This is a genomic window from Paenibacillus sp. JJ1722, from assembly GCF_048282685.1.
GTDB lineage: Bacteria > Bacillota > Bacilli > Paenibacillales > Paenibacillaceae > Paenibacillus > Paenibacillus polymyxa_B.
Genome location: NZ_CP182500.1, coordinates 4,593,697 through 4,617,153, shown reverse-complemented (window position 1 = coordinate 4,617,153; position 23,457 = coordinate 4,593,697). Strand labels below are relative to the sequence as shown.

Sequence of the window (23,457 nt, the reverse complement as noted above, 5' to 3'; positions counted from 1 at the left end):
TGTGGTTTTAATGGCAGAACAATGGATCTATCTGGATGGGCAGCATGTGACTAAGGAAAACGCAAAGGTTTCCGTATATGATCATGGATTCTTGTACGGAGACGGTATATTTGAGGGCATTCGTATCTATAACGGGAATATTTTTAAATGTAAGGAGCACTTGGAGCGTCTGTATGATTCTGCGAAATCCATTCAGTTAAACATTCCGTTGTCTCCTGATGAGATGTTGGAAGCAATGGCTGAAACGATTCGTCTTAACGAAATGCGTAACGGATATATCCGTCTGATTGTATCCCGAGGTGCAGGAAATCTAGGTTTAGATCCTCTTCGTTGTGCGAAGGCGAGTGTCATCATTATCGTGGAACAGCTCGCCATTTACCCGGAAGAAGCTTACTTGACTGGCCTGAAGACAATTTCTGTCTCTCAGCGTCGCAACATCCCAGATGCTTTGAATCCGAAGATTAAATCATTGAACTATCTCAACAATATCCTCGTGAAGATCCAGTCTAACTATGCTGGTGTAGGTGAGGCTATTATGCTCAATTCCCAAGGGTATGTGACAGAAGGCTCTGCGGACAACATTTTCATTGTCAAAAATGGAGTGTTATATACACCTCCTTGCTATTTGGGAGCGCTTGAAGGGATTACTCGTAATGCTATTATCGATTTGTGTACTAAGCTTGGATACCCCCTTAAGGAACAACCTTTTACACTGCATGATGTATATGTTGCGGACGAGGTGTTTTTTACAGGAACTGCGGCAGAAGTTATTGCAGCTTATGAAGTGGATGGTCGTACGATCGGCTCCGGTGTTGCTGGCCCAGTGACTTTGGAGCTCCTGGCTGAGTTCCGGAAGATCGTGGATAAGGATGGCTACAAAGTGTGGCAGGACTAAAATAAAACCGAATCCTTTTAGCTGAATGCTCGTGAGAGTATTCGGTTGAGAGGATTTTTTTGTTTGTATGGGGTCATTCGCCCGGGAGGTGCATAGGATGTAATAACAGAAGCCGGGCGTTTATCCCGCCCGAACGAAAGTCTAGGAGGTTTGTGACCTGTGAAAATACACATCGTCAAAAAAGGTGACACTCTGTACTTGCTGGCACAGAAGTATAATGTGACGCTGGAGAAAGTTATTGCCGCCAATCCCCAATTGGCAGACCCTAATCAGTTGAGCATCGGCGAGAAAATTAAAATTCCAACAGACCCTGTTACGATGGAAACACAGCCGTCAACGGTATATCAACACAAGGTTAAGCAAGGAGATTCATTGTGGAAGTTGTCCAAGGCGTGGAATGTACCGCTTAAGCTAATTATTGATGCCAATTCCCAGCTTAAAAACCCGAACGCACTTCTGGTTGGAGAAACAGTTAATATTCCACACTACAAAGAAGAGGCGTCTGATTTTACTGAGAATAAAAAAAATACCGCAGTCAAAGAAGAGATGACACAGCCTAAACCTGAATCCCCAACCAAGCAAGAACTTACCCAGCCCAAGGCGGAGTTGACGCAGCCTAAGCAGGAGAATATGCCTAGCCCTAAAGAAGAGATGACACAGCCAAAAGAAACAGTGAATCCTCCTAAGCTTCCTGAATTAAAACTGCCTGAAGTTCCTATGGCACCCGTAAATCCTGCTCCACCTCAAATGCAGCCCATAGTTACTCCACCTGCTCCACCTCAAATGCAACCTATAGTTACCCAACCGATTGCATCTAAGCCACAGCTTCCTACAACTGTTGTGAAGCAACCTGTAGTAGAAAAATTTTGCGGCTGCACAAAATCGGAGCCGATGGTAAATTCCGAGTGGTCGATACAACAGCCGACATTTGATTATAGCCCACAAATAAATGCAATGCCGAACTCGTGGTATCCGGGGATTGGGTCTCCACAAACTTTGGGGAATGCGCCTATAAATACCTCCTTAGCAGAATATGCTTCTCCTACTGTAGTTTCTGATCAGGGCTATCATCATGAATGTGAGCATCCATGGTGCTGGGGGCCTATGCAGACATCACCCATAAATGCCCATCCAACACCTTATCCTGCCTATTCAGATTGCTGCGCCCCCGGATATTATCCGAGTCATGAGGCGTCTGAAAATGCATCCTACCCTGTCTATCCTCCATTTATCCATCAAGGGCATCCACAGCAGTATCCAGAGAGTACAGTCCAGGGCAGTCAATGGAGCCAGGCGTGGGGAGGACCTCAATATGGTTTGCCTGCGGGTGGAAACGTGTCCAACTATAGCCAGCTACAAGGACAACAATCTGCGAATTCCCCTTATCATCCGTTTGCGCATGGGAATGCACCTATGTATCCATTAGAGGGATATACAACCCCCTATATGTTTATGCCAGACTGTGGATGCCGGGAAGAGAACGTCCAGTCGGCACCAGCAATTCCAGGAACGCAGGAGATGGGTAACAATCTGACTATTGCATCCCAAAATGAAGTTGTTTCTTCTTCTAAACCAAAGGATCGTAGCGTGCGTAAAGGTAAATCAAAAGACGGTTCTGGCAGTACATCCAAAGAAGAGACGTCCAAAGCCAAGGTTTCCAGTAAAAATGCTAGCAATAAGAAGCAAAAATCCCATAATTCAAGTGGAGGAGAACCCCGTTCCTCATCCTATAATGCTCGTTCGCGTAAAAATCCATGGATTAAGGACTGACGTGGCTAAATGTAAAAAGAGAGGGACCTCCTAGTAGTGTCCGGTTTTACTATTCATTAAGAGAAAGAAATGAATGTTAAAGAGACTGTTATTCTGCTTGTGGGAATAATGGTCTCTTTATTTAAATGCAGTGATTTAAAGATGAAAAAAGAATTCAAAAAAAGGTGTTGCTATTTAGCGTATTTATGTGGTATATTCTTATAGCTGTCTTTTACAAGATAGTTAGCAACACGAAAACAAAGCAGAATTGATTAAAAAATTCTCTTGAAAAAAAGTGTTGCAAAGACGTAGAAAACATGATATATTATTTAAGTCGCCGCTGAGATGCGGTGGTGAAACAAAGTGAGACATTATGCAGGTTTGATCTTTGAAAACTGAACAACGAGTGAGTAAAATGATTTTGTTCGCAAAATCAAACAAGAGATATTTTATCTCGTCAGTTTCAAAATGAGCTTATCGCTCTTTCTATAAACCGACTTCGGTTGGTCTTTAATGGAGAGTTTGATCCTGGCTCAGGACGAACGCTGGCGGCGTGCCTAATACATGCAAGTCGAGCGGGGTTGTTTAGAAGCTTGCTTCTAAACAACCTAGCGGCGGACGGGTGAGTAACACGTAGGCAACCTGCCCACAAGACAGGGATAACTACCGGAAACGGTAGCTAATACCCGATACATCCTTTTCCTGCATGGGAGAAGGAGGAAAGACGGAGCAATCTGTCACTTGTGGATGGGCCTGCGGCGCATTAGCTAGTTGGTGGGGTAAAGGCCTACCAAGGCGACGATGCGTAGCCGACCTGAGAGGGTGATCGGCCACACTGGGACTGAGACACGGCCCAGACTCCTACGGGAGGCAGCAGTAGGGAATCTTCCGCAATGGGCGAAAGCCTGACGGAGCAACGCCGCGTGAGTGATGAAGGTTTTCGGATCGTAAAGCTCTGTTGCCAGGGAAGAACGTCTTGTAGAGTAACTGCTACAAGAGTGACGGTACCTGAGAAGAAAGCCCCGGCTAACTACGTGCCAGCAGCCGCGGTAATACGTAGGGGGCAAGCGTTGTCCGGAATTATTGGGCGTAAAGCGCGCGCAGGCGGCTCTTTAAGTCTGGTGTTTAATCCCGAGGCTCAACTTCGGGTCGCACTGGAAACTGGGGAGCTTGAGTGCAGAAGAGGAGAGTGGAATTCCACGTGTAGCGGTGAAATGCGTAGATATGTGGAGGAACACCAGTGGCGAAGGCGACTCTCTGGGCTGTAACTGACGCTGAGGCGCGAAAGCGTGGGGAGCAAACAGGATTAGATACCCTGGTAGTCCACGCCGTAAACGATGAATGCTAGGTGTTAGGGGTTTCGATACCCTTGGTGCCGAAGTTAACACATTAAGCATTCCGCCTGGGGAGTACGGTCGCAAGACTGAAACTCAAAGGAATTGACGGGGACCCGCACAAGCAGTGGAGTATGTGGTTTAATTCGAAGCAACGCGAAGAACCTTACCAGGTCTTGACATCCCTCTGACCGGTCTAGAGATAGGCCTTTCCTTCGGGACAGAGGAGACAGGTGGTGCATGGTTGTCGTCAGCTCGTGTCGTGAGATGTTGGGTTAAGTCCCGCAACGAGCGCAACCCTTATGCTTAGTTGCCAGCAGGTCAAGCTGGGCACTCTAAGCAGACTGCCGGTGACAAACCGGAGGAAGGTGGGGATGACGTCAAATCATCATGCCCCTTATGACCTGGGCTACACACGTACTACAATGGCCGGTACAACGGGAAGCGAAATCGCGAGGTGGAGCCAATCCTAGAAAAGCCGGTCTCAGTTCGGATTGTAGGCTGCAACTCGCCTACATGAAGTCGGAATTGCTAGTAATCGCGGATCAGCATGCCGCGGTGAATACGTTCCCGGGTCTTGTACACACCGCCCGTCACACCACGAGAGTTTACAACACCCGAAGTCGGTGGGGTAACCCGCAAGGGAGCCAGCCGCCGAAGGTGGGGTAGATGATTGGGGTGAAGTCGTAACAAGGTAGCCGTATCGGAAGGTGCGGCTGGATCACCTCCTTTCTATGGAGAATCGTTTCCTGCAACGGAAACATTCAAATATGAAGCGTAAGCTTCAAAACTCAGGTTTAGGCCTGTTACTCACTCGTTGCTCAGTTTTGAGAGCTCAAACTCTCAAGCTTCGACGAATGTTTCATTCACACATCCGTGTGGAACCGAAATATTCATCGGGTTTCGCTTCGAAGAAGCGAATTGCACCTTGAAAACTGGATACCGAAACGAAATTGCGTTTTAGAATATTCCTTTAAGCTGATCTTGTGTAAGCAAGTGAAATAAAGGTAGCAGGTAAGGAAAGATCTTTTGCCTTTGGCAAAAATTATTCTTTATCGAACATCGACCTTTTCTTTCTTTGAAAGAAAAGTCTAGGTTAAGCTACAAAGAGCACACGGAGGATGCCTAGGCGCCAGGAGCCGACGAAGGACGTGGCGAACAACGATAAGGCCTCGGGGAGCTGTAAGCAAGCTTTGATCCGGGGATGTCCGAATGGGGAAACCCGGCTGTCTTCATCGACAGTCACTTTCTGCTGAATACATAGGCAGAATAGAGGCAGACCAGGGGAACTGAAACATCTAAGTACCCTGAGGAAGAGAAAACAATAGTGATTCCGTCAGTAGCGGCGAGCGAACGCGGATTAGCCCAAACCAAGGAGCTTGCTCCTTGGGGTTGTGGGACGTCTTACATGGAGTTACAAAGGAACCGGTTAGATGAAGAGGTCTGGAAAGGCCCGCCAGAGAAGGTAAAAGCCCTGTAGTTCAAAACTTGTTCTCTCCGAGACGGATCCCGAGTAGTGCGGGGCACGTGAAACCCCGTATGAATCCGGCAGGACCATCTGCCAAGGCTAAATACTCCCTGGCGACCGATAGTGAAGCAGTACCGTGAGGGAAAGGTGAAAAGCACCCCGGAAGGGGAGTGAAATAGATCCTGAAACCGTGTGCTTACAAGAAGTCAGAGCCCGATCTATGGGTGATGGCGTGCCTTTTGTAGAATGAACCGGCGAGTTACGTTCCCGTGCAAGGTTAAGGTGAAGAGCTGAAGCCGCAGCGAAAGCGAGTCTGAATAGGGCGAATGAGTACGTGGACGTAGACCCGAAACCGGGTGATCTACCCCTGTCCAGGGTGAAGGTGCGGTAACACGCACTGGAGGCCCGAACCCACGCATGTTGAAAAATGCGGGGATGAGGTGGGGGTAGCGGAGAAATTCCAATCGAACCCGGAGATAGCTGGTTCTCCCCGAAATAGCTTTAGGGCTAGCCTCGGAAATAGAATCGTGGAGGTAGAGCACTGATTGGGTGCGGGGCCCGCAAGGGTTACCAAGCTCAGTCAAACTCCGAATGCCATAGATTTAGTTCCGGGAGTCAGACAGTGAGTGCTAAGATCCATTGTCGAAAGGGAAACAGCCCAGACCATCAGCTAAGGTCCCCAAGTGTGTGTTAAGTGGGAAAGGATGTGGAGTTGCACAGACAACCAGGATGTTGGCTTAGAAGCAGCCACCATTGAAAGAGTGCGTAATAGCTCACTGGTCGAGTGACTCTGCGCCGAAAATGTAACGGGGCTAAACACACCACCGAAGCTATGGCTTGATGCAATGCATCAGGGGTAGGGGAGCGTTGAATGCGGGTTGAAGGTGTACCGTAAGGAGCGCTGGACTGCATTCAAGTGAGAATGCCGGTATGAGTAACGAAAAGATCTGTGAGAATCAGATCCGCCGAAAGCCTAAGGGTTCCTGAGGAAGGTTCGTCCGCTCAGGGTAAGTCGGGACCTAAGGCGAGGCCGATAGGCGTAGTCGAAGGACAACAGGTCGAAATTCCTGTACCACCGTAATCCGTTATGAGCAATGGGGTGACGCAGTAGGGTAGTGACGCGGACTGATGGATGTCCGTCTAAGCAGTGAGGCTGGTGTGTAGGCAAATCCGCACATCGTAAGGCTGGGCTGTGATGGGGAGCGAAAATTGTAGTAGCGAAGGTCATGATCTCAGACTGCCAAGAAAAGCCTCTAGCCAGGAGAAGGTGCCCGTACCGCAAACCGACACAGGTAGGCGAGAAGAGAATTCTAAGGCGCGCGGAAGAACTCTCGTTAAGGAACTCGGCAAAATGACCCCGTAACTTCGGGAGAAGGGGTGCCTCGGTAGGGTGAATAGCCCGAGGGGGCCGCAGTGAAAAGGCCCAAGCGACTGTTTAGCAAAAACACAGGTCTGTGCGAAGCCGCAAGGCGAAGTATACGGGCTGACGCCTGCCCGGTGCTGGAAGGTTAAGGGGAGTGGTAAGCCTTCGGGCGAAGCTATGAACCGAAGCCCCAGTAAACGGCGGCCGTAACTATAACGGTCCTAAGGTAGCGAAATTCCTTGTCAGGTAAATTCTGACCCGCACGAATGGCGTAACGACTTGGGCGCTGTCTCAACGAGAGATCCGGTGAAATTTTAATACCTGTGAAGATGCAGGTTACCCGCGACAAGACGGAAAGACCCCATGGAGCTTTACTGCAGCTTGATATTGAATTTGGGTACGATCTGTACAGGATAGGTGGGAGCCGTTGAACCTTGAGCGCCAGCTTGAGAGGAGGCATCCTTGGGATACCACCCTGATCGTATCTAGGTTCTAACTTGGTACCGTGATCCGGTGCGAGGACAGTGTCAGGTGGGCAGTTTGACTGGGGCGGTCGCCTCCTAAAGAGTAACGGAGGCGCCCCAAGGTTCCCTCAGAATGGTTGGAAATCATTCGAAGAGTGCAAAGGCAGAAGGGAGCTTGACTGCGAGACCTACAAGTCGAGCAGGGACGAAAGTCGGGCTTAGTGATCCGGTGGTACCGCATGGAAGGGCCATCGCTCAACGGATAAAAGCTACCCTGGGGATAACAGGCTTATCTCCCCCAAGAGTCCACATCGACGGGGAGGTTTGGCACCTCGATGTCGGCTCATCGCATCCTGGGGCTGAAGTAGGTCCCAAGGGTTGGGCTGTTCGCCCATTAAAGCGGTACGCGAGCTGGGTTCAGAACGTCGTGAGACAGTTCGGTCCCTATCTGTCGTGGGCGTAGGAAATTTGAGAGGAGCTGTCCTTAGTACGAGAGGACCGGGATGGACGTACCGCTGGTGTACCAGTTGTTCCGCCAGGAGCACCGCTGGGTAGCTATGTACGGAAGGGATAAGCGCTGAAAGCATCTAAGCGTGAAGCCCCCCTCAAGATGAGATTTCCCAGTATGTAAGACCCCTTGAAGACGACGAGGTAGATAGGTTGGGGGTGGAAGTGCAGTAATGCATGGAGCTGACCAATACTAATCGGTCGAGGGCTTATCCTAAGAATAAAACGCAATGAGTTTCGGATCCAGTTTTCAGGGTGTAACCTTGAAGGTATGTACAAGTGACATACGACAAGCGCATGGCTATTCATTCACACGATAAGTGATGAAGCGAATAACCGTACGATAGAATTTGCATAGCAAATTCATGTTTGGTGGCGATAGCGGAGGGGTTCCACACGTACCCATCCCGAACACGACCGTTAAGCCCTCCAGCGCCGATGGTACTTGGACCGCAGGGTCCTGGGAGAGTAGGACGTCGCCAAGCAGAGCTTTATGATTAATATTCCCTGATAGCTCAGTTGGTAGAGCACTCGACTGTTAATCGAGTTGTCACAGGTTCGAGTCCTGTTCGGGGAGCCATATGGAGAGGTGTCCGAGTTGGCCGAAGGAGCACGATTGGAAATCGTGTAGGCGCCAAAAGCGTCTCGAGGGTTCGAATCCCTCTCTCTCCGCCATAATTATTTTATTGTATGGCCCGTTGGTCAAGGGGTTAAGACACCTCCCTTTCACGGAGGTAACAGGGGTTCGAATCCCCTACGGGTCATAAGTAGTATGGAGGCTTAGCTCAGCTGGGAGAGCATCTGCCTTACAAGCAGAGGGTCGGGGGTTCGAGCCCCTCAGCCTCCACCATTTATTTAAATAGCAGTCCCTAATATTATCGCGGGGTGGAGCAGTTCGGTAGCTCGTCGGGCTCATAACCCGAAGGTCGCAGGTTCAAATCCTGCCCCCGCAACCAATTAACTTTTGAATGTAAACTGCTATGGAACTGTGGTGTAGAGGCCTAACATGCCTGCCTGTCACGCAGGAGATCGCGGGTTCGAATCCCGTCAGTTCCGCCATTTTCACAAAGTTATATTACCCTGTTGGGAGCCATTAGCTCAGTTGGTAGAGCACCTGACTTTTAATCAGGGTGTCGAAGGTTCGAGTCCTTCATGGCTCACCATTCATGAACTTATATGTCATGGATATAATGATATTGCGGACGTGGCTCAGCGGTAGAGCATCGCCTTGCCAAGGCGAGGGTCGCGGGTTCGATTCCCGTCGTCCGCTCCATATTTGCGCCCTTAGCTCAGCTGGATAGAGCGTTTGACTACGAATCAAAAGGCCGGGAGTTCGAATCTCTCAGGGCGCGCCATTAACTTCATAAGCCGGTGTGGCGGAATTGGCAGACGCGCGCGACTCAAAATCGTGAGGGAAACCGTGGAGGTTCGAGTCCTCTCACCGGCATCTATTTCGGGATGTAGCTCAGCTTGGTAGAGCACCTGGTTTGGGACCAGGGGGTCGCATGTTCAAATCGTGTCATCCCGATTCAAAAGGAAAGTCGCTGGAAGCAGCGGCTTTTTTGTTATATTCATATCTTTTTGTATAAATCAGTAATCGTCAGGTCACACTAACACAAAAAGTGGGACGGAAGGGATTACTGTGAAGCGATTAAGTTGGAAAAAACAGATGAAACGGCGCTGGAAACAGTGGAGAAGAACAGTGTGGGCTTGTAGCATTTTTGGTGCGGCTTGTTTGCTGGCAGGGTTGGGTATTCTGTTTTCGAATTATTTGCAGGCTATGTTGTCACAGCCACTCGCTACTACCGTCATGGCAGAGGAGAGCGTGGAGGAGGCTTCACATCTGAGTCCAACTGAAGATCACTCCTCACAGACGCAACTATTGCAAAGTATTCGTGCTTCCGGTATAAGCAGGAAGACCCGTCTATTAACCACCTACGTGTGTGGTACGGAAACACTTTCCTTGGGAACACTAAGTTCACAGCAGCTAGAGACCTTACTGAAGCAACATCCCGATTGGAAGGGGCGACTTAATACCAAAGGAGAGGTGTGGCTGGAGCGCAGGGTGGAAGACTTGTCAGAGTCATGCAAAGAGCGTGGATACATGGGTTTGAGCACTGACGGCCAGCTTACATTGTATGAAGGGCTACCTAAAAGAGAAAAAGTTATCCGCACTTTTTTTCAATTGGATGTGGGTTCCATGGAGACGGCCTTGCCAGAAGGGGTGTATAAACAACTTCAGCAGGGGATCCGTGTACAGGATATAAATGAGTATAACAGTGTAATCTCCACTTTTAGTGACTTTGCCGTGGAGCGAACACAAAGGGTATTAAAGCAGCACTATTGATTACAACTACGGAGACGTTAGGCATTGCCCATGAGGTGAGGCTTGAAGCGTCTCTTTTTATGTTTTTACTCACGTTTAAATTTTTTCCTCTATTAGATACAAAGTTTTGTTATAATGAAAAGAACGACACATATGTTCGCTTTATATGGTATTTGGCCATGATTATATTAAGGATAACGTCTGGCTATTGTTTAGTTAAGCCATGTTTGAGCGATAGGGGAGAGATTTTTTTGCGTTTTTTAGGAATTGATCCGGGCATTGCCATTGTGGGCTTCGGATTTGTAGACAAGATTGGCAGCAAGGTGGTTCCTGTACAGTATGGCTGCATCCAGACGGAGGCCCATACACCGGAAGAAGAAAGGCTGCTTCATGTGTATGAAGGCATGTTGCAATTAATAGATAAATATAAGCCTGATGCGGTAGCACTGGAAAAGCTCTTTTTTAATCGCAACGTTACAACCGCTATGTCTGTAAGTCAGGCACGTGGGGTGCTGGTACTAGCTGCAAAACAACGTAATTTGCCTATAGGTGAATACACGCCGATGCAGGTAAAGCAGGCTATTGTAGGGTATGGTAAGGCTGAGAAGAAACAGGTACAAGAAATGGTTAGAATGTTTCTAAAGCTTCAAGTTGTGCCCAAACCGGACGATGTAGCGGATGCTTTGGCGGTGGCTATTTGTCATGCGCATTCTTATGGACTAAATTCAAAATTAAATGAGGTATTGCGAAAATGATAGATTTCTTGCGTGGTTCTGTGGCCCATTTGGAAAATGAATATGTCGTTTTAGATGTGCAGGGTGTAGGGTACCGGGTATTTTGTCCGAATCCTTACGCGTTCGCCAAAACTGAAGGTTCAGTGGTCATTTACATTCACCATCATGTAAGGGAAGATGCTATTTTACTGTTCGGTTTTGCGACTCGTGAGGAGCAGCAGCTGTTCCGTAAACTGATTGATGTATCTGGTATTGGACCGCGTGTTGCGCTTGGTATTTTAGGAGGCGGTACGCCTGCTCATGTGGTAACGGCGATTTATCAGGAGAATATCACATTTCTCACCAAGTTACCGGGGATCGGTAAAAAAACGGCACAACGTATGATTCTGGATTTGAAAGATAAGCTCGACGGTATTGGCTCGTTGGGGATGGCAACCGGATTGTTTGCTGAGCCTGTCGTAGAAGAAGGCGAAGGTTCATATTGGGGCGAGGCCCGTGAGGCGCTCAAGGCGCTGGGTTACACTGATGCTGAGTTGGATAAGGTATGGAGCAGAATGAAGAAAGATGCGAAACCTGATGAATCTGCTGATATTTTGATGAAGCGGGCTTTGCAACTGTTGTTTGCCGGATAGGACGCTGATGTCCGTTAGCAAATGTCTGGTGAAAAGAGGAGCGATGGAATATGGATGACCGGATTATTTCCGCCAATTTGATGATGGAAGACCAGACGGCGGAGCTAAGCCTTCGCCCCCGTTATCTAAATGAATATATCGGGCAAAATCAGGTTAAGGAAAATCTGAAAGTATATATTGAAGCGGCCAAAATGCGTAAAGAAGCGTTGGACCATGTACTGTTGTACGGACCGCCGGGGTTGGGTAAAACAACTCTTGCTAACATTATCGCCAATGAGTTGGGGGTTAATCTGCGTACAACTTCAGGTCCTGCAATTGAAAGACCGGGAGATTTGGCAGCATTGCTGACCAATCTTCAAGAGGGTGATGTTTTGTTCATTGATGAGATTCATCGCCTTCATCGTACGGTGGAAGAAGTCATGTATCCTGCAATGGAGGATTTTGCGCTGGACATTATGATTGGTAAAGGCCCGAGTGCACGCTCGGTCCGTCTGGATTTGCCACCCTTTACCCTTATAGGGGCCACTACGCGCGCTGGGCTGCTCTCTGCGCCATTGCGTGATCGGTTTGGTGTTATTAGTCGATTAGAGTTTTATACGACAGACGAGCTGGCTTACATCGTGTCCAGGAACGCGGATATTATGGAGATTGAAATTGTCGGGGATGCGGCAGAGGAAATCGCATTGCGTTCACGGGGGACACCGCGTATTGCCAACCGACTGTTAAAAAGGGTGCGTGATTTTGCCCAGGTTGCCGGAGACGGTATTATTCATTCTGAGTTAGCTGCAGAGGCGCTAAAGAGGCTTCAAATAGATCCACTCGGGCTTGATGAAATTGATCATAAAATGCTTAAGGCCATGATTCATTCATTCCGAGGCGGACCTGTAGGATTGGACACAATTGCTGCAACTATTGGTGAAGAGAGTCAGACAATTGAGGATGTGTATGAACCCTATTTGTTACAAATTGGCCTTTTACAAAGAACACCTCGGGGACGAACAGTGACTCCGGCGGCATATGCCCACCTTGCAATCCCAATGCCAACGGATCCACGGTGATTAGGAAACATGATGCACTTTTAAAAAAATCATTGCATGGTTATACGCAAGTATGGTGAATACGATATCGGCTGACGGGTGATTAAGGGAAGTGAGAGTGTAAGTAAGATTCGAGCGGGTTCATATTTTGGTTTATTCCGCCGATGTATTTAAAGGGACAGACAAGGGTCGAGATCCCGATAAATTACGCAATATAAGTGCTAGACAGCTAGATTGGGGGAGCCAGAAATGAGTGGAGAAGCATTTAACCGAAAAAGTATTTTCGGTGCATGGATGGGCCGGGCCAAACGAGCAGCAGCGATTATGGTATTAGCTACAGTGTGCATACCTTGGTCTTCGGGCGTTCACGCTGCTGCCGCCCAAGAGGATATTCGTGTAGTGATTTTTGCGGATCTAGGTAGCAAATATAAAGCGACAGTTCCCGCTGTAACCTTGAAATCATCAGGAGGTCTGAGTGTTGGACAGAACAGTGGAGGCAGTTTTCAAACTTGGATGGGACTGCCAGACAGTACGGTTCGTTTTAGTGTAGACAGCTATCGGGTGAAGGTACTTGAAGGGAATGAAGCAGCGGCGATAAAAGCGGCCCAAGCCCTGCAAAAGACTAATGATAAACCTACGGTTTTTATCGGTTCAAAAAATGGTAGCTCTGTGTATCAAGTGTACGCGGGAATATATGCTAGTGAACAGTCTGCGCAGGCTGCTGTACAGCGGATTTCCTCCGCAACCGGAGCGCAGCCCGAGGTTAAGGGAAACAAGCATTGGTCCACAGGAAGCTACGGAAGCGAGCAGGAAGCTAATCTCGTTCGAACGACAATTGCTGCGGCAGGCTTTGATGCTTTTACTGTGATTCAATCAAGAGGCCAGTATGCTGTATGGGTTGGAGAAGAAAGTAATGACAGCAAGCTGTCGGCTTTGAAAACAGAGCTGGAGAGCAAGCAACCAAGACTCACGCTGTCTAAAGTTAATGCTACTCAAACCGGCCTCATTATAAGACAGGAAGCAGGAGTCACGACCGGCTCGCAGGTGATGTCTCATTACATGCTAAGTGGTTCTGATAATAGCAAGGTAATTGTCAACGGCGGTAATAATGGAATACAAGTGATGGAAAGATCACAGCGTACATATCGCGGCGAGATGGAGATCGGCATGACGTCAGGCCAGCTGGCGCTTGTGAACGAAGTTCCTTTGGAGCAGTATTTGTATTCCGTGGTAGGAGCAGAGGTCTATTCCTCATGGCCAGATGAAGCGCTCAAGGCTCAAGCGGTAGCGGCTCGTAGCTACGCGCTTGCCCAAGGCAATCGGTTTCAGATCGGCAATGTAGTAGATGGTACGTTAAGCCAGGCTTACAACGGTAAGAGCTCGGAACATGCCAATGTCAATGAGGCTGTAGATGCAACAGCTGGTGAAGTCATTAAAAGTGGCGGCAAAGTGGTCGAAGCTGTATTTTCATCTAATGCGGGCGGTGTGACAGCAGATGCTTCCGAAGTGTGGAACAGTGGTGGCGAAGCCTTTGCCAGCGTAGACAGCTCGGGGGATACTTCGGCACAAAAAGGAGCACAGGAATGGTATCATGTACTTCTCTCCAGTGGCAAGACAGGTTATATTCGTGAGGATAATGCTAAGGAACTGGAGGGTGTCACAGAAGCGGGGTTAGACAAAATCACCGTCACTGCGGAAAATACAAATGTGCGTCCTATTCCCCAAATCCAATCGACAGTTACACCAATAGCCAAGGCGCAGCCGGGCGAAGAGATAATTGTATTAGAAAAGGTGCCTCAGTCCGGAGACTATGCATGGGTGCGGGGGCCCTTTACCTCAGCTCAGCTTGCTAAATCCCTGCAAGGGAAAGTCACGGGCACAGTGCCTTCCTCTATTAATCACCTTGATGTCACCAAACGTGGTCCATCAGGGCGAGTGTTGGAGGTTGAAGCGGACGGATCCCCTTTGAAAGTGAAATATCCAGATATGTTTCGCTCAGCGATGGGCGGACTCCCAAGCACACTGTTTGATATTGCGAGTACCGGAAGTTATACTGTATTAGGCGCTGATGGGGCTACTTCTCATGTAAGTGGTACACAAGGCACTCAAATCCTGTCCGCATCTGGCAGTAGTACTTCAAGTGGTAACGGGGTGATCGTCATGAATGAAGATCGTCATGCACGGGTCATTGACAAAACACAAAGCTTTATTTTTACAGGTAAAGGAAATGGTCATGGTTTGGGCTTATCCCAATGGGGTGCCAACGGTTTGGCCGAGCAGGGGTATGATTACAAGAAAATTTTGCAACACTATTACAAAAATGTGGATATAGTTAAGGACTGACCAATATATGAATGTAAACGACTACGATTTTGAACTGCCTGAAACATTAATTGCACAGACACCTTTGCTTGATCGGAGTGCTTCTAGATTACTGACGTTAAACAAAAATAATGGTGAAGTGGGTCATCATACGTTTTCGGATATTGTGCAGTATCTTCAACCAGGGGATACGCTGGTGTTAAACGATACGAGAGTGATTCCTGCACGCTTGTTTGGCATCAAGGAAGACACGGGAGCTAAGGCTGAGGTTTTGCTGCTTAAGCAACTGCAAGGGGATCGATGGGAAGCACTGGTGAAACCCGGTAAAAAGCTGAAAAAGGGTGCTGTTATCGTTTTCGGTGATGAGCTGAAAGCAGTAATTGAGGAAGAAGGAGATATGGGCGGAAGGGTACTTTCATTTTCATATGACGGTATTTTCCAGGAGATCTTGGACCGTCTGGGGCAGATGCCGCTTCCGCCGTATATCAAGGAACAACTGGATGACCGCGAGCGTTATCAGACAGTTTATGCTCGGCATGAAGGTTCTGCTGCGGCTCCAACGGCAGGGCTGCACTTTACAGAAGAATTGCTGGACCAGATTAAAAAGAAGGGCGTTACCGTTGCCTTTATCACACTTCATGTTGGCTTAGGGACGTTCAGACCGATGTCTGTGGATACGATTGAAGAACATGTGATGCATGAAGAATACTATTCATTGTCACAGGAAACAGCGGATGTACTCAATGAAACCAAGGCGCGCGGCGGAAGAGTCGTGGCGGTGGGGACGACCAGTTGCCGAACGCTGGAAACGGTGGGCAATAAATTCCTAGATGGAGTATTAGAGGCCAGTAGTGGCTGGACACAGATTTTTATTTATCCAGGCTATGAATTCCGTGTGGTGGATGCGATGATTACGAATTTTCATTTGCCTAAATCCACCTTGGTTATGCTGGTCAGCGCACTGGCGGGCAGGGAAAATATTATGCATGCTTACCAGGAGGCGATTGACCGACAATATCGGTTTTTCAGCTTCGGGGACGCAATGTTCATTTATTAATTAAGGATGGTAGAGAAAATATGGCACCAGCAATAAGATACGAACATATTAAAACCTGCAAGCAATCGGGAGCCCGTCTTGGGCGTGTACACACACCTCATGGAGTTATTGAGACACCAACCTTTATGCCTGTGGGAACTCAAGCTACTGTTAAAACGATGAGTCCTGAGGAACTGAAAGCGATGGATGCTCAAATTATTTTGAGTAACACGTACCATTTGTTTCTTCGTCCTGGCCACGATATTATTCGTGAAGCAGGTGGACTGCACAAGTTTATGAATTGGGATCGCCCTATTTTAACGGACAGCGGTGGATTCCAGGTGTTTTCCTTAAGTGAAATGCGCAAGATTTCAGAGGAGGGTGTTCATTTTCGCTCTCATTTAAATGGAGATAAGAAGTTTCTTTCGCCTGAAGTGGCGATGGAAATACAAAACTCGCTTGGCTCAGATATTATGATGGCCTTCGATGAATGCCCGCCATTTCCGGCTGAATATGAGTATGTGAAAAAGTCACTGGAACGTACCAGCCGTTGGGCTGAGCGTTGTTTGGAGGCACACGCGCGTCCTCATGATCAAGGTCTGTTTGCCATTGTTCAAGGAGGCATGCATGAAGATCTGCGTAAGCAAAGCGCTGCGGATTTGACTTCCATGGATTTCCCGGGGTATGCTATTGGTGGACTGAGCGTAGGTGAACCGAAGCATTTGATGTATGAAGTGCTAGATTACACGCTGCCTCTGCTTCCCACCAACAAGCCAAGATATTTGATGGGTGTAGGTTCTCCAGATGCCTTGATTGAAGGCGCTATCCGTGGTGTGGATATGTTTGATTGTGTACTTCCAACGCGAATTGCTCGCAACGGGACAACGATGACCAGCCAAGGTCGTCTTGTCGTTCGCAATGCCCAATATGCAAGTGATTTTGGCCCGCTCGATCCCGCTTGTGATTGTTATACCTGTCGCAATTATTCACGTGCTTACTTGCGGCATTTGATTAAAGCGGATGAAACCTTCGGGCTCCGACTGACAACGTATCATAACTTGCATTTCTTAATACAATTGATGCGTAATGTCAGACAAGCGATTATGGATGACAGGCTGCTTGATTTCCGAGATGAATTTTTTGAGCAGTACGGTCTTCATGATAATGATAAAGGCTTTTAAGTTTTAGGGAGAGTATACGAAAGGGGGATTTAACATGTTTCATTTTGCTACAGCCGCTGCTGCACCCGGTGGAACTGGCGGACTTTTTCAAATGATCTGGCCACTGGCTCTGATGTTTGTAATCTTCTATTTCTTGCTGATTCGCCCGAATCAGAAAAAACAAAAGCAGCGTCAAACGATGCTTCAAGCTTTGAAAAAGGGAGATAAAGTAATTACGATCGGAGGTCTTCACGGTACAATTGTGGAGATTACGGATGATGTAGTAGTTTTGCGTGTGAATGATGTCACGAAGCTGACCTTTGACCGCAGTGCAATTAGTAATGCGATTGCAAAAGACACGGTATCTGAGGAAGTTGTTTCCAAATCGTAAAATGCTTCTGACCGTTATGCAAAAACCGAGCCTTTGAGGAGGCTCGGTTTTTTTGTGTTGTTTTATTACATGGATACAAACATTTTGATTACTTGCTGAGATTAATGCCAAACATCCCACCACCTGCACCTATGACAAACGCGAAACCTAAGTGTAACAGGTCCTTGCCGTTCATGCCCGCATCCAATGCTAGAAAACCGACCAGCAAAACGATTAGTCCATACAGGATGCCTGTAATACCGCCTTGATACCAGCCTTTGTTTGTGGATCTTTTACCGGCGACGAAGCCGCCAGATAGCATGGCGAATGCGTGGACGATATACGTATACAATGATAAGTCCTGTTCCTGCATCTGTGTCAGCCACAAGAGTAGTGAAAGAATCAATGCGCCAAGCAGCATCCATGCAAAAGCATAAAATAAGCCGGATAAAATGGGATGGGCCAGACGAAACGAACACCAGCGGCGAATGAGCTCCATTGATAATTCCTCCTGTACCAAGGTTTGAACTATTATCATTCTATGGCCAAGCCTCCCTGCTTAGTACCAAGTCGCAAGCAGTCTTTCTCTTTATTTCAATAATTTAGCCTTTTGTTTTTTGTATGAGCCAAGTGAGGAACGGTCAGAATACGTGTACAATGAACGACTAATGTCTTATTGCAAGTACAGGGGAGGAGGCGAACATATTGAGTCACGATATTTTTGCTCATATTTTTCGGACGCTGCTCATGTATTTTATTGTATATCTGGTGATGCGCTTGATGGGTAAAAGGGAGATCGGCAAATTGTCTGTTTTCGATCTCGTCATATCGATTATGATTGCAGAAATTGCTGTATTCAGCCTGGAGGATATAAAACGTCCACTTTATGAAGGGCTGATTCCTTTAGGAGTGCTGTTAATTTTGCAAATCGGGATTTCATTTTTTAGTCTGAAAAGTCGGCGACTGCGCTTACTATTTGATGGTAGGCCCAGTGTATTGTACTCCAATGGACAATTAAACAAGGACGAAATGGTGAAACAACGTTACAATTTAGATGACTTGCTGTTACAACTTCGTGAACAAAATATAGAAAGTCTGGACGAAGTCGAATATGTTATTTTGGAAACGACAGGTAAGCTAACGGTTATAGGTAAGGATGATAGCGATGGAGTGGAACACGAAAAAATGAAGCAAGAATTAAACGGAACAGATTTGATAAACAAAGAGCAACAGGTGAATAAAGTCCATCCTTCTCCACAAATCGGTGGAAAGTTTAGATATGAGGGACTGCCTATTCCATTAATCATGGATGGCAAGGTGCTGGATCGAAATTTGGAACGGATGGATATGAACCGTTTTTGGCTTAAAAATCAGATTCAAGCAAAGGGACACAAAGATTTTAAGGATGTTTTTTTATGCTCGGTTAACCATAGAGGTGATGTGTATATTACACCACCGGCCTATGGAAAATCTTCGGATTAGATTTCTTATGCTTTAAACCATCTTCTCAGGATTGGAATGCGTGTAAGGTTGTCCCAATCAATCATTTTGATCAAGGTCATTAGGAAAAGGTACAGTATAATTCCCAAACCTGCGGCAAAAATAAACTGAAGCCACATTTGGTTGAACATCGTTAGATGTCTGTAGGTATATAATACTGCTGCTGCCATGATGATCATACCTATCCCGGTCTTCCAGAAATCGAGCAAACGTACGCGGAAGCGAAGCAGTCTGCTGACACTGAAGCCATGAAGGAGTGTAACAATGGCGCTGTTAATACAAATGGCGATGACAGCTCCGTAGATACCGTACTGAGGTTGAGAAGCAAGCCAGACGATTAGCGCAATTTTGATAACGGCTCCGATAAAGGTATTTAATAACGCACTTCCAGGACGGTCTAATGCCTGAAGTGCTGCCTGAAGCGGGGCCTGAATGTACATAAAAAGAGCAAAAGGTGCCATGAGCTTAAGCATGCCTGCAATATCGCCATTATTATAGAGTAGCAGACACAGAGGTTCTGCCAAAACATACATGATTACGGCAAAGGGGGCTCCTGCAACCAAAGCGAGCCGAAGCGATTGATGTAGACGTTTGTGAATGGCTGTAATATGCCCCTTGGCTGCTGCTTCGGATAACGAAGGAACGAGTGAAACTGCTAGCGAACTGGTAAGAACCCCAGGTAGTAATAATACAGGAATGACCATGCCCTGCATGGCTCCATATTGTGCGGTTGCCACGCCAGTTGCAATGCCTGCTACGGCGAGGCTACGCATGCACAAGATAGATTCGAGCAAATAGGATAAGGAACCAACAAGCCTTCCAGCAGTAACGGGAACGGATATAGACATAAGACGTGACAAAACGGATGATTGCTCGGGTTGAACCTCAGAGGAGGGGATAGGCGACTTCGGCTGAAGGATGCGATCTTTTCGATGGTTACACACGTATTGCCATAGCAGCACAATCATGCCAATGAATTCGCCCGCCAGAGCACCGAGCATGGCACCTGCAGCAGCGTAGGCTACCCCATGAGGAAGTAACAAGTAAGCAAACCAAATGACACAAAAAATGCGCATAACGGTCTCCGCAATGGAGGAGGTGGCAGAAGGAATCATATTTTGCTTTCCCTGAAAATAGCCCCTATAAGCTGAGGAAACAGCTACAATGACTATCATTGGGCTCATGCTCACGAATGTATAATACACGCGGCTGTCGGTCAGGAGATGGCTTGTGATCCAAGGCGCGAACACAAGACAGAGCACCATGGCGATCAGACTGAGTGTAATGGTGAAGCGCAGGCTGGTGTGCAAAATACGCCGCGACATTTCGGGCTGTCCCGCCGTTTCGGCTTCGGCTACTAGCTTGGCTACCGCAAGAGGGATTCCCCCTGTAATAAGCGTCACCAGAACGATAAAAAAGGGATACCCCTGTTGGTACAAGCCAACTCCTTCGGGGCCGATGATACGCGGGAGTGCGATTCGGGGAATAAAACCTAGTATCCGGTTGATAATTCCTGCTGCCAATAAAATAATTGCTCCATGGATGAATGTCTGCTTTTTCAATCGCAACTCCCTCTTCCCCAAAATGTAATTCTGCGTCTATACATTACTTTAGAAGATATGCTGGACCTGTCCATCTTCATGACAAGCTTTTCCGTTCAGAAACAAAGTGATTTAGACAACAAGAGGGAGAGTGGTGAATTCTGCTATTGACGAGCGAAATGAATGCATATATTGTTGATTTAAGGCTATTTTCAACGAAAAGAAGGGTTTTCCAGGATCAGGACAGAAATGTTCTACAAAGCAGTCAATAACCCCGCTAATTGCTGATCTGCGGAACCGGTAGTCGCTGGGAGGAGGAACGGCCATCGTGGGTATGGAAGAGCTGGATGAGCAGGATTGGGATGACGCAATTGAGATGCTCTGTCAAAGTAAGGCGGACGAGTTGATTCTCGTAGGCTATGAGCATGTCACAAGTAAGGATGTGTGGAATTGCGTCAGCCATAAATATGAAAAGGAGGGTATCCCTCCGCTGCACAAGCTCGTTAACGATATACTTTCCCTTAAAGCGACGAGCTTTATGAACTATTTGACTATGTCCGCATTACGGGGCTCCACTTTCGAATAGAAGGGGGTCTTTTTTTGCGTTCAAATTGACTGCTTTTTGAGGGGTAGCTATAATAGGAATATTGAGAATGAAAGGGGAACATGGGACGGAATGAAGAGAATTCTAAGTTTCATCGTGGTCGTGCTCATAACTACTGGTGTTATGATCGGGACAAGCCCGGGCCTACTGAACAGTTTAAAATTAGGCCTCGATTTAAAGGGAGGCTTTGAGATTTTATATGAAGCCCAGCCTTTGGAAGCCGGGCAGAGTGTAACCAGACAGTCTCTTATACAAACAGCTCAAAGTCTGGAGAGACGGATTAATGCGCTCGGTACGACTGAGCCGGAAGTAACAACAGAGGGAAGCAACCGAATTCGCGTGCGGCTTGCTGGTGTCACTAATGAGGCAGAAGTCCGCTCCATGCTGAAAAAGCCTGCAGAATTAACGTTCCGCAGTGCAACGGCAGCAGATGCTAAAAAGCCAGGCCAATACAGCAAAATTGAGCTCCGCGGTAATGATTTTGTGGAGAATGGCGCTGTTGTAGGCTATGACCAGCTGAATCAACCTGAGATTAGTATCAAAGTGAAGGACAAAGCTAAATTTGCAGAAATCACAAAGCGACTTCTGAATAAAGAATTAGCTATTTTCCTGGATCAGGAATTGCTGTCTGCACCTACAGTACGTGGGGAATTAACGGACGGTAGCGCGTCAATCACAGGTAGCTACACTCGTGATGAAGCGAATAAACTGGCGGATACGATTAATCTGGGTGCCCTTCCGCTCAAACTGACGGAAAAATATTCTCAGAGTGTAGGTGCTACGCTGGGTCAATTGTCACTGGATCAGACGATTCGTGCTGGGTTGATCGGCTCAATCATTATTCTGGTATTTATGATTGCGATGTTCCGTATACCAGGATTAGTGGCCAGTTTTTGTCTCATCGTTCATACTTGGCTGGTGCTTGCGATCTTCTACTTGGGTGGATTCGTGCTCACGCTCCCAGGTATCGCCGCCTTCGTGCTCGGGATCGGGATGGCAGTCGATGCCAATATTATTACGTATGAACGGATTAAAGAAGAAATCAAGACGGGCAAAACGATTCGTTCTTCCGTTATCGCAGGTAGTAAGGCTTCGTTCCGTACCGTTATGGATGCCAATATTACGACAATTATAGCGGCAGCGGTTATGTTTGGTCTCGGAACAGGCTCCGTTAGAGGTTTCGCTCTGGTGCTTATCGTTGATATTGTCACCAGTATCTTGACGAATATCTTCTTCTCCCGCTTCTTGCTCAATCTGCTGGTTAAAGCGGATGCTGTGAAGAAGCCCAAGTATTTTGGTGTGAAGGAGAGTGATATTAGTGCGCTTTAATTGGGACTATAAATATATCAAGATGAGCAAGTGGTTTTACACGTTCTCGATTATTATCACACTGCTTGGTATTCTGAGCTTGTCGATATTCGGCTTGAATTACGGGGTAGACTTTCGTTCTGGTTCCAATGTGGATGTCAATTTGACTAAAGTCGTTACACAGGAACAGATTCAAACTTTGCTGGACAAGCAGAAGATCGGTAAAGAGGTGGATTATACACCGGGGAAAGAGCGTTTCGGCATTCGCTTCTCACAGGTTTTGACGGATCAGCAAGTGAATGACTTTAAGACTTCCTTTAATAAAGAGCTTGATCCAAAGGCTTCCTTTGAGGTCAATACAGTAGATACGGAAATGGCACAAGAACTGGAGCGGAATGCAATATGGGCGATTTTGCTAGCATGTGTAGCCATCGCGGTCTATATTTCGATCCGGTTTGAATGGCGGTTTGCCATTGCAGCCATCGTTTCGTTGTTGCATGATGCCTTCCTCGTTATCAGTATTTTCTCGATTTTCCGGCTTGAGGTGGATTTGACCTTTATTACGGCAATTCTGACGATTGTTGGTTTCTCCATTAATGACACCGTCGTTATTTTTGACCGTATTCGGGAAAATCTACGATTTGCGAAGAAGAAGTCCAGAGACGACTTAGAACAGGTAGTTGATCACAGTATTGCGCAGACAATGACTCGTTCACTTGCAACCGTGTTTACGGTGTTTATTGCCTCCGTATGTTTGTTCATATTTGGCGGCGAATCGATCCGTATGTTCTCACTTGCAATGGTCATTGGTTTGTTGTTTGGTGCTTATTCCTCCATTTTCATTGCCAGCCCGCTGTGGGTGGCATTGAAAGGAAAACAAAAATCCCCGACAGCTGGCGGGGGCGCGGTCAAAACTGCAAAGTCTTAAGTTACGCAAATACCAGTAGTATAAATTAAAGAGAAAGCCGCGTCTGCTTGGGCGCGGTTTTCTAAGGTTTTGAGATTTACCTTGAGTAAGGCACAGTAGTGGCACTTAAATGTGAATGGTTTTTGGTTTTGAGAAATTCGGTTATTTTAGAATGAGCTTTATTGGGAAAGGGTTAGTTC

Annotated in this window: 16 protein-coding genes, 11 tRNA genes and 3 rRNA genes; 28 read left to right on the top strand and 2 right to left on the bottom strand. The window is 47.3% G+C overall.

Features of this window, described 5'->3' with window-relative positions; genetic code table 11:
* The first annotated feature begins 10 nt into the window (after window positions 1-10).
* The 24 genes from ilvE (at window position 11) to yajC (ending at window position 17,418) form a co-directional block, all read left to right on the top strand.
* On the top strand, window positions 11-895 hold the full coding sequence (gene ilvE, locus ACM1ND_RS20460; RefSeq protein ID WP_023989941.1) for a branched-chain-amino-acid transaminase: 885 nt from the start codon (window positions 11-13) through the stop codon (window positions 893-895).
* Window positions 896-1,054: 159 nt separating this feature from the next.
* The gene (locus tag ACM1ND_RS20455; protein ID WP_023989940.1) at window positions 1,055-2,665 is read left to right on the top strand and encodes a LysM peptidoglycan-binding domain-containing protein; all 1,611 of its coding nucleotides are present in this window, start codon (window positions 1,055-1,057) and stop codon (window positions 2,663-2,665) included.
* 489 nt (window positions 2,666-3,154) lie between these two features.
* A 16S ribosomal RNA gene (locus ACM1ND_RS20450) occupies window positions 3,155-4,710 on the top strand.
* Between the two features lie 362 nt (window positions 4,711-5,072).
* A 23S ribosomal RNA gene (locus ACM1ND_RS20445) occupies window positions 5,073-7,997 on the top strand.
* Window positions 7,998-8,148: 151 nt separating this feature from the next.
* A 5S ribosomal RNA gene (gene rrf, locus ACM1ND_RS20440) occupies window positions 8,149-8,265 on the top strand.
* The 16S, 23S and 5S rRNA genes sit together here with 11 tRNA genes alongside, the layout of an rRNA operon.
* A gap of 19 nt (window positions 8,266-8,284) precedes the next feature.
* Window positions 8,285-8,360, top strand: a tRNA-Asn gene (locus ACM1ND_RS20435).
* A gap of 3 nt (window positions 8,361-8,363) precedes the next feature.
* A tRNA-Ser gene (locus tag ACM1ND_RS20430) sits at window positions 8,364-8,455 on the top strand.
* A gap of 17 nt (window positions 8,456-8,472) precedes the next feature.
* Window positions 8,473-8,544 (top strand) — tRNA-Glu (locus ACM1ND_RS20425).
* A gap of 10 nt (window positions 8,545-8,554) precedes the next feature.
* Window positions 8,555-8,630 (top strand) — tRNA-Val (locus ACM1ND_RS20420).
* A gap of 29 nt (window positions 8,631-8,659) precedes the next feature.
* A tRNA-Met gene (locus tag ACM1ND_RS20415) sits at window positions 8,660-8,736 on the top strand.
* A 26-nt stretch (window positions 8,737-8,762) separates the two neighbouring features.
* Window positions 8,763-8,839, top strand: a tRNA-Asp gene (locus tag ACM1ND_RS20410).
* A 28-nt stretch (window positions 8,840-8,867) separates the two neighbouring features.
* Window positions 8,868-8,943, top strand: a tRNA-Lys gene (locus ACM1ND_RS20405).
* Between the two features lie 35 nt (window positions 8,944-8,978).
* A tRNA-Gly gene (locus tag ACM1ND_RS20400) sits at window positions 8,979-9,053 on the top strand.
* A 5-nt stretch (window positions 9,054-9,058) separates the two neighbouring features.
* Window positions 9,059-9,135, top strand: a tRNA-Arg gene (locus tag ACM1ND_RS20395).
* Between the two features lie 12 nt (window positions 9,136-9,147).
* Window positions 9,148-9,227, top strand: a tRNA-Leu gene (locus ACM1ND_RS20390).
* A gap of 7 nt (window positions 9,228-9,234) precedes the next feature.
* Window positions 9,235-9,308 (top strand) — tRNA-Pro (locus ACM1ND_RS20385).
* Window positions 9,309-9,422: 114 nt separating this feature from the next.
* Window positions 9,423-10,127 carry a BofC C-terminal domain-containing protein gene (locus tag ACM1ND_RS20380; RefSeq protein ID WP_071642557.1) on the top strand — a complete coding sequence of 235 codons (705 nt, stop codon included), beginning with the start codon at window positions 9,423-9,425 and terminating at the stop codon, window positions 10,125-10,127.
* 230 nt (window positions 10,128-10,357) lie between these two features.
* Window positions 10,358-10,861, top strand: a complete 504-nt coding sequence (ruvC, locus tag ACM1ND_RS20375; protein WP_013311580.1) for a crossover junction endodeoxyribonuclease RuvC — start codon at window positions 10,358-10,360, stop codon at window positions 10,859-10,861.
* Window positions 10,858-11,472, top strand: a complete 615-nt coding sequence (gene ruvA, locus ACM1ND_RS20370) for a Holliday junction branch migration protein RuvA (protein WP_023989938.1) — start codon at window positions 10,858-10,860, stop codon at window positions 11,470-11,472. Before ruvC ends, ruvA begins: the two co-directional genes overlap by 4 nt.
* A gap of 50 nt (window positions 11,473-11,522) precedes the next feature.
* The gene (gene ruvB, locus ACM1ND_RS20365; protein WP_075154643.1) at window positions 11,523-12,530 is read left to right on the top strand and encodes a Holliday junction branch migration DNA helicase RuvB; all 1,008 of its coding nucleotides are present in this window, start codon (window positions 11,523-11,525) and stop codon (window positions 12,528-12,530) included.
* Between the two features lie 228 nt (window positions 12,531-12,758).
* Window positions 12,759-14,852: a SpoIID/LytB domain-containing protein gene (locus tag ACM1ND_RS20360; protein WP_075154642.1), complete on the top strand. Its 2,094-nt coding sequence runs from the start codon at window positions 12,759-12,761 to the stop codon at window positions 14,850-14,852.
* A gap of 7 nt (window positions 14,853-14,859) precedes the next feature.
* Window positions 14,860-15,888: a tRNA preQ1(34) S-adenosylmethionine ribosyltransferase-isomerase QueA gene (gene queA / locus ACM1ND_RS20355; protein WP_028542424.1), complete on the top strand. Its 1,029-nt coding sequence runs from the start codon at window positions 14,860-14,862 to the stop codon at window positions 15,886-15,888.
* Between the two features lie 20 nt (window positions 15,889-15,908).
* Window positions 15,909-17,048: a tRNA guanosine(34) transglycosylase Tgt gene (gene tgt, locus ACM1ND_RS20350; protein ID WP_013311575.1), complete on the top strand. Its 1,140-nt coding sequence runs from the start codon at window positions 15,909-15,911 to the stop codon at window positions 17,046-17,048.
* A 34-nt stretch (window positions 17,049-17,082) separates the two neighbouring features.
* A complete protein-coding gene (gene yajC, locus ACM1ND_RS20345) occupies window positions 17,083-17,418 on the top strand; it encodes a preprotein translocase subunit YajC (protein WP_075154641.1) in 336 nt (111 codons plus the stop codon).
* 88 nt (window positions 17,419-17,506) lie between these two features.
* Here the strand turns inward: yajC and ACM1ND_RS20340 are convergent, their stop codons facing one another.
* A complete protein-coding gene (locus ACM1ND_RS20340; RefSeq protein WP_075154640.1) occupies window positions 17,507-17,896 on the bottom strand; it encodes a TIGR04086 family membrane protein in 390 nt (129 codons plus the stop codon).
* Between the two features lie 206 nt (window positions 17,897-18,102).
* Between ACM1ND_RS20340 and ACM1ND_RS20335 the strand changes: the two genes are divergently transcribed.
* Window positions 18,103-18,879 carry a DUF421 domain-containing protein gene (locus tag ACM1ND_RS20335; RefSeq protein ID WP_075154639.1) on the top strand — a complete coding sequence of 259 codons (777 nt, stop codon included), beginning with the start codon at window positions 18,103-18,105 and terminating at the stop codon, window positions 18,877-18,879.
* A gap of 5 nt (window positions 18,880-18,884) precedes the next feature.
* Here ACM1ND_RS20335 and spoVB read toward each other — a convergent pair whose 3' ends face one another.
* Entirely contained in the window at window positions 18,885-20,459 is a 1,575-nt protein-coding gene (gene spoVB / locus ACM1ND_RS20330; protein WP_023989931.1) for a stage V sporulation protein B, read from the bottom strand.
* 307 nt (window positions 20,460-20,766) lie between these two features.
* Here spoVB and ACM1ND_RS20325 point away from each other — a divergent pair, with 307 nt between their 5' ends.
* From ACM1ND_RS20325 to secF, 3 genes are all read left to right on the top strand, one after another.
* Entirely contained in the window at window positions 20,767-21,024 is a 258-nt protein-coding gene (locus tag ACM1ND_RS20325; protein ID WP_013311570.1) for a post-transcriptional regulator, read from the top strand.
* A 90-nt stretch (window positions 21,025-21,114) separates the two neighbouring features.
* Window positions 21,115-22,371 carry a protein translocase subunit SecD gene (gene secD / locus ACM1ND_RS20320; RefSeq protein ID WP_023989930.1) on the top strand — a complete coding sequence of 419 codons (1,257 nt, stop codon included), beginning with the start codon at window positions 21,115-21,117 and terminating at the stop codon, window positions 22,369-22,371.
* The gene (gene secF, locus ACM1ND_RS20315; RefSeq protein WP_023989929.1) at window positions 22,361-23,278 is read left to right on the top strand and encodes a protein translocase subunit SecF; all 918 of its coding nucleotides are present in this window, start codon (window positions 22,361-22,363) and stop codon (window positions 23,276-23,278) included. The genes secD and secF overlap by 11 nt, the downstream gene beginning before the upstream one ends.
* The last annotated feature ends 179 nt before the right edge of the window (window positions 23,279-23,457 follow it).